The organism is Hyphomonas sp. NPDC076881 (assembly GCF_050269995.1).
Taxonomy (GTDB): Bacteria; Pseudomonadota; Alphaproteobacteria; order Caulobacterales; family Hyphomonadaceae; genus Hyphomonas.
Genome location: NZ_JBNNJJ010000031.1, coordinates 1 through 5,930, shown reverse-complemented (window position 1 = coordinate 5,930; position 5,930 = coordinate 1). Strand labels below are relative to the sequence as shown.

Sequence of the window (5,930 nt, the reverse complement as noted above, 5' to 3'; positions counted from 1 at the left end):
TCTGCTCGTCTGAAAATCTGCTCTTGCGCATGTGTCATCCTCTCTAATCGAGAGAGTCTGCAAAATCATGGCCGGAATTCAGGGGGCTGGGTCAATCCTCCCATCGCTCTTGCGCGTAGGGTGGTTTGAGCAAAGCGATACCCACCGTGAAAGTTCGCAAACGCTATTCAATTGATGTGGCGCGCACTCATCTTGAGCATTTCAAGCGTATACCGGCGGTAATACATTTGTGTCGAAACTAAGCTGTTGATCCAAATTTAGTCGAGGCAGTCGGTGCGTATCGAGGGACACCAGCGATCGAGAAAAATATGCTTCAGTGTCTACAGCTGTATCTAGAAAATCCAAACCAACATCAATCAAATCATCTCCTGTCTGATTTCGCGTTGACACTGCAATTTTTAAATTTCCATGGGGAAGAGGTCTTACAAATTTAGCTTTTTTATCGTCTGTTTCATTACCATATTCATCAACCGGAATGTATCTTTCTTTGTCTACGGACAAACGAATGTGAGCTGAAAATCCCGGCACGATTTCAACTGACTTATCTTTCAACAAAATAGATGTTCCAACCAAGAACCTATCAATCTCATTTTTCTTAATGCCTTCGTGGCCAAACATTGTCTCGAGCTCTAATTTAGCTCCGGCACGGTCGAATACGGGTTTTCCATTGATTGTTCGGCAGAACACCTCAGCAAGTCTGTGGAGTAGCGCAGGATCACCACACTTAATAACTGTGGGGTAAACGGATTTTTCCGGGAACCAAGATTTAATCGCATTCTTCGCTCGTCTCTTGGTGAAGCCAGTTGCAAGATGAATATCTCTATCAGTTGCCTCATTGGCCTTTGTTAACAGATAGTGCCTTAGCCACCAGCCACAAACTCCCTTGGCTTCCAATGGCCGCTTTCGGTCGCTCTGATAGGTCTGAAAAAAAGCAAGCTGAGCGAACATGTAGGCCGTAGTGTCCAGCGTGGCTCCCCGGTCTCTTTTACTGTGAGCAATGAAGTCTCCCACTTCACGAATAAAGGGCCCAATCCCAGCCTCTCGGTACTTCATATAGAGAGCAAGAACATCGGCTTCCGTGTATCGACCTTGCTTTATTCTTTCTACGGATGACATTTTACAATTCCACGAGACTTTCGGAAATGAAGAATATATCGAACAGTTAAACAGGAGAAATGTATTGGCGCCCGCAACAACGCTAACGACAATGTGACGCGGCCCTTTTCAACTTATCCAGATTCCCGCCTCCGCGGGAATGTGCAGAACAAGGAAACCTAATCCTCCCGCACAACCCGCGCCTTCCCGCGCCCCAGGCTCAACGCCTTGATCGCTCCGCGAAAAGTCCGCACCTCCTGCTCCGTCCACTGAGCGCGCACCAGCGCGTTGCGCAGGTTGGTGATCATCACCGGCGTCTTTTCCGGCGGATAGAAATAGCCTGCCCGCTCCAGCTCCGCCTCGAAATGCTCGAACATGCCAATCAGGTTTTCGCGTGTCGCCGGCGCGTCCACGCCTTCGCCCTTGCCCCCAAACTTCCCCTCCAGCCCCGCGCTCGCCCCCCATTGATGGCAGAACACGCCCACGGCCTGGGCAAGGTTCAGCGAGGAGAAGGCCGGGTTCACCGGATAGGTCAGGATCGCATCGCAAAGCGCCACCGCCTCATTCGGCAGGCCGGATTTCTCCCCCCCGAACAGCACCGCCACCTGCCCTTGCCGGGCCTTCAGCGCGCCGACCGCTTCGGCCGCCCCGAACACCTCTTTCTCCATGCCCCGCGGCCGCGCCGTCGTGGCAATCGTATAGGTCAGCCCCGTCATCGCCGCTTCCAGCGTGTCGAACACCGTCACCGTCACGCCCTGGCCCAGCGCCCCGGCCGACATCGCCTCCGCCGTCTCGCTCGGCCAGCCGTCCCGGGGGCTCACCAGCCGCAGATCGCTCAGCCCGAAATTCAGCATCACACGGGCCGCTGCGCCTATATTCTCGCCCAACTGGGGCGAATGGAGAATAATTGCAGGATTGCCTTGCATAACTGCCGATCTTTCCGGGTTTTGACGCAGCCTGTGGGTCTGCTATAGGCCCCGCAAACCGTACGCAGCGCAAGGATTCTAAAAAATGGCGAAGATCAAGGTCAAAAACCCCGTAGTCGAGATGGACGGCGATGAGATGACCCGGATCATCTGGCAGATCATCAAGGACAAGCTGATCTACCCGTATCTCGATATCGACCTGAAATATTACGATCTTTCGATCCAGAAACGCGACGAAACCGACGACCAGATCACCATCGACGCGGCTGAAGCCACCAAGCAATACGGCGTCGCCGTCAAATGCGCCACCATCACGCCGGACGAAGCCCGCGTTGAGGAATTCGGCCTGAAGAAGATGTGGAAGTCGCCCAACGGCACCATCCGCAACATCCTCGGCGGCGTCGTCTTCCGCGAGCCGATCGTCATCTCCAACATCCCGCGCCTCGTCCCCGGCTGGACAAAGCCGGTCATCATCGGCCGCCACGCTTTCGGCGACCAGTACCGCGCCACTGACTTCCTCGTCCCCGGCAAGGGCAAGCTGACGATGAAATTCGAAGGCGAAGACGGCCAGGTCATCGAGAAGGAAGTCTACGACTTCCCCGGCGCCGGCATCGCCATGGGCATGTACAACCTCGACGAGTCGATCCGCGATTTCGCCCGCGCCTCGTTCAACTACGGACTTCAACGGAAACTGCCGGTCTACCTCTCCACCAAGAACACGATCCTGAAAGCCTATGACGGCCGCTTCAAGGACATCTTCCAGGAGCTGTGGGACAAAGAATTCAAGGACAAGTTCGCCGAATTCAAAGGCACCTACGAGCACCGCCTCATCGACGACATGGTTGCCGCCGCCATGAAATGGTCGGGCGGTTATGTCTGGGCCTGTAAGAACTATGACGGCGACGTTCAGTCCGACACGGTTGCGCAAGGCTACGGCTCGCTGGGCCTGATGACGTCCGTTCTGCTCTCGCCCGATGGCAAGACCGTCGAAGCCGAAGCTGCCCACGGCACCGTCACCCGCCACTACCGCGCCCACCAGAAGGGCGAAGCGACCTCGACCAACTCGATCGCTTCGATCTACGCCTGGACGCAGGGCCTCGACCATCGCGGCCGCATGGACGAAACCCCCGAAGTGCGCAAATTCGCCCAGACGCTTGAGAAGACCATCATCAAGACCGTCGAAGCTGGCTTCATGACCAAAGACCTCGCCCTCCTCGTCGGCCCCGATCAGGGCTATCTGACGACCGAAGGCTTCATCGAGAAAGTCGCCCAGAACCTCGAAATCGAGATGGGCAAGGCGTGAAGCACGTCCCCCGGAGCGCGACACTTCTAGCCCCCTCTCCTGCGGGAGAGGGGGTTGGGGGTGAGGGGGTGCAACACCTCCCCCACACGCTCCATTGCCAGCCTGGCACCCCCTCACCCCTACCCCTCTCCCTCGGGAGAGGGGTTTGCTGTGCCTAGCGGAAAGGGCGCGGCTCCCATGACCGGCACATCGCCGCGCGCCGTTGCCCTCCTCGCCGGTCTCGTCCTCCTCACATCCGCCATCGCCTTCGCCGCCTGGCATACAGGCGCGGCCCATCCGCTTGAGGCCATCGCCTTCGTCACCGGCGTCTTCTGCGTCTGGCTGGTTACCCGCCAGAACATCTGGAACTTCCCCCTCGGCCTCATCACGGTCGGCATCTACGCCTACGTCTTCTATCAGTCGCAGCTCTTCGCCACCGCCGGGCTCCAGCTTGTCTTCTTCGCGCTCAACCTCATCGGCTGGTATCTCTGGCTCTATGGCGGGGCAAATCACAGCCAGCTGAAAGTCCGCCGCGCCCCGCGCCTCGAATGGGCGCTCACCGCCCTCGGCATCACGGGCGGAACGGCCCTGCTCTACCGCCTGCTGAACGAAGCCGGCGGCGCCGCCACCTTCTGGGATGCCCTCATCACCTCAATCAGCCTCGCCGCCCAATGGGGGCAGAGCCGCAAGATCCTGGAATGCTGGTGGCTGTGGATCGTGGCCGACATCCTCTATATCCCCTTTTGCCTCTTCAACGGCCTCTACCTGACAGCCCTGCTCTATGGCGTCTTCCTGGCCCTGGCGATCATGGGCCTTCTCGAATGGCGCAAGGCGGCCACCGCATGACCTGCAATACACCCCTGCGCGTCGTCCTCATCGGCGCTGAGTCCACCGGCAAAACCACGCTCTGCATTGAGCTGGCCCGCCATTACAGCACCGTCTGGATTGCCGAATATGGCCGCGAGCTTTGGGAAGAAAAACTCGCCGCCCAGTCTCTGAAAGGTGGCGACATTCCCGAATGGACCGATGAGGATTTCATCCACATCGCAGAGGAACAACAGCGCCGCGAGAATGAAGCGGCCAAACGCGCAAACCGCGTCCTCATCTGCGATACCAACGCCTTCGCCACCGCCACCTGGTATGAACGCTATGCCGGCAAGCGCCACACAGCGGTCGATGCCATCGGCAATGCCGACAAGGTGGACCTCTACCTGATCCCCACCCCCGAAGTCCCCTTCGTGCAGGATGGCGTGCGCGATGGCGAAAAGATCCGCGGCTGGATGCATGATCGCTTCGTCGAGCTGATCGAGCAGGCGGGTGTTCCGTACACGCTCATTACCGGCCCTTGGGAAGGCCGCGTCGATCAGGCCATCGCCGCCATTGATGCCCTCCTCGCCCGCTGCGAAAGCGCGCCGACTGCATGAACGGCATCACCCTCCGCCGCGCCCGGCCCGAAGACGCCGAGCGCCTCGCCCATATCGGGGTGGCCACCTTCATCGACAGCTATGTCTACGATATCGACGGCAACGCCATGGTCGCCCATTGCACGCGCCAGCATTCGCGCGAGGTCTATGCCAGATATCTCGCCGATCCGGCCTGCGCGGTCTGGCTCGCCGAATACGCCGCCACGGGCGTCCCCATCGGCTACGCCGTCAACTGCCCGCCCGATCTGCCCATCCCGCTTCAGCCCGGAGACGTGGAGCTGAAGCGCATTTACGTCCTCTCCCGCTTCCATGGCTCGGGCACCGGCCCGCGCCTGATGGAAGCGGCCATCGAGGACGCCCGCCAGCGCGGCGCGCGCCGCCTGCTGCTGGGCACCTATGAAGACAACCACCGCGCCATCGCCTTCTATCGCAAAGCCGGCTTCATCCTCGCCGGCACGCGCCAGTTCCAGGTCGGCGAGAAGGTCTATGACGACATCGTGCTGGCCAAGCCGCTCTGATGCAGCCCGTCGGGGGAAATACGTATCGAAGGGGCTCGCGGTGTCCCGCTAGTGTCCCGATTTGTCCGAAACTGTCCGGATCTGTCCGGATTTGTCCAAAGGAAGTCCTGACATGACCGGATACCGCGTCCGCAGCGCCCAGGAACGCCGCGAAGAATTGCGGGATCACGCCGCCGCCCTCGGCATCGATGAAGCCTACATCTCCACGCTGGTCGACACCTTCTACACCCGCGTGCGCGCCCATCCCGTTCTCGGCCCGGTCTTCGATGTGGCCATCTCCGATTGGGGCCCCCACCTTGAAACCATGAAGGATTTCTGGTCCTCGGTCGCCCTCGGAACCGGCCGCTATTCCGGCCGCCCGGTGCCCGCCCACGCCCGCCACCGCCACATTCAGCAAGTTCACTTCAACCTCTGGCTCGCCCTCTTCGAACAAACCCTGCGCGATACCGCCGCCACCCCGGAGGCCGCCGCCTTCTTCCTGGAACGCGCAAACCGCATCGCCCAAAGCCTCCAATACGCCCTCTTCGGCCTCGCAGACCTCCCCCTCAACCGCCCCGGCTGAACATCTGCGCCTTGGAGCCCCGTTGTAGTTTTTTGGAGCTTTCCAGAAAAAACTCCAACGCCTCTTACCCCTCTCCCTCCGGGAGAGGAGGGGCCCGCGCCCGGAGGGCGTGGGAGGTGAGGG

The 5,930-nt window shown here is 59.7% G+C and carries 7 protein-coding genes; 5 read left to right on the top strand and 2 right to left on the bottom strand.

Features of this window, described 5'->3' with window-relative positions; translation table 11 throughout:
• Window positions 1-201: 201 nt before the first annotated feature.
• Together ACQKI2_RS18555 and ACQKI2_RS18550 are read right to left on the bottom strand one after the other, a co-directional pair.
• Window positions 202-1,116, bottom strand: a complete 915-nt coding sequence (locus ACQKI2_RS18555; RefSeq protein WP_427381117.1) for a hypothetical protein — start codon at window positions 1,114-1,116, stop codon at window positions 202-204.
• A 158-nt stretch (window positions 1,117-1,274) separates the two neighbouring features.
• Window positions 1,275-2,021 (bottom strand): RNA methyltransferase, encoded by a 747-nt coding sequence (locus tag ACQKI2_RS18550; protein ID WP_427381116.1) that lies wholly within the window; start codon window positions 2,019-2,021, stop codon window positions 1,275-1,277.
• Window positions 2,022-2,106: 85 nt separating this feature from the next.
• Between ACQKI2_RS18550 and ACQKI2_RS18545 the strand changes: the two genes are divergently transcribed.
• From ACQKI2_RS18545 to ACQKI2_RS18525, 5 genes are all read left to right on the top strand, one after another.
• A complete protein-coding gene (locus tag ACQKI2_RS18545) occupies window positions 2,107-3,324 on the top strand; it encodes an NADP-dependent isocitrate dehydrogenase (RefSeq protein WP_427381115.1) in 1,218 nt (405 codons plus the stop codon).
• A 177-nt stretch (window positions 3,325-3,501) separates the two neighbouring features.
• Window positions 3,502-4,149 carry a nicotinamide riboside transporter PnuC gene (pnuC, locus tag ACQKI2_RS18540; RefSeq protein ID WP_427381114.1) on the top strand — a complete coding sequence of 216 codons (648 nt, stop codon included), beginning with the start codon at window positions 3,502-3,504 and terminating at the stop codon, window positions 4,147-4,149.
• Window positions 4,146-4,727 (top strand): AAA family ATPase, encoded by a 582-nt coding sequence (locus ACQKI2_RS18535; protein WP_427381113.1) that lies wholly within the window; start codon window positions 4,146-4,148, stop codon window positions 4,725-4,727. The genes pnuC and ACQKI2_RS18535 overlap by 4 nt, the downstream gene beginning before the upstream one ends.
• On the top strand, window positions 4,724-5,245 hold the full coding sequence (locus ACQKI2_RS18530) for an N-acetyltransferase family protein (protein WP_427381112.1): 522 nt from the start codon (window positions 4,724-4,726) through the stop codon (window positions 5,243-5,245). Before ACQKI2_RS18535 ends, ACQKI2_RS18530 begins: the two co-directional genes overlap by 4 nt.
• Before the next feature lie 112 nt (window positions 5,246-5,357).
• Entirely contained in the window at window positions 5,358-5,807 is a 450-nt protein-coding gene (locus ACQKI2_RS18525) for a group III truncated hemoglobin (protein WP_427381111.1), read from the top strand.
• Window positions 5,808-5,930: the final 123 nt, after the last annotated feature.

Bases quoted from the DNA above. Each gene is read 5' to 3' on its own strand.
- ACQKI2_RS18555 (WP_427381117.1), bottom strand. From the start codon at position 1,116: ATGTCATCCGTAGAAAGAATAAAGCAAGGTCGATACACGGAAGCCGAT.
- ACQKI2_RS18550 (WP_427381116.1), bottom strand. From the start codon at position 2,021: ATGCAAGGCAATCCTGCAATTATTCTCCATTCGCCCCAGTTGGGCGAG.
- ACQKI2_RS18545 (WP_427381115.1), top strand. From the start codon at position 2,107: ATGGCGAAGATCAAGGTCAAAAACCCCGTAGTCGAGATGGACGGCGAT.
- pnuC (WP_427381114.1), top strand. From the start codon at position 3,502: ATGACCGGCACATCGCCGCGCGCCGTTGCCCTCCTCGCCGGTCTCGTC.
- ACQKI2_RS18535 (WP_427381113.1), top strand. From the start codon at position 4,146: ATGACCTGCAATACACCCCTGCGCGTCGTCCTCATCGGCGCTGAGTCC.
- ACQKI2_RS18530 (WP_427381112.1), top strand. From the start codon at position 4,724: ATGAACGGCATCACCCTCCGCCGCGCCCGGCCCGAAGACGCCGAGCGC.
- ACQKI2_RS18525 (WP_427381111.1), top strand. From the start codon at position 5,358: ATGACCGGATACCGCGTCCGCAGCGCCCAGGAACGCCGCGAAGAATTG.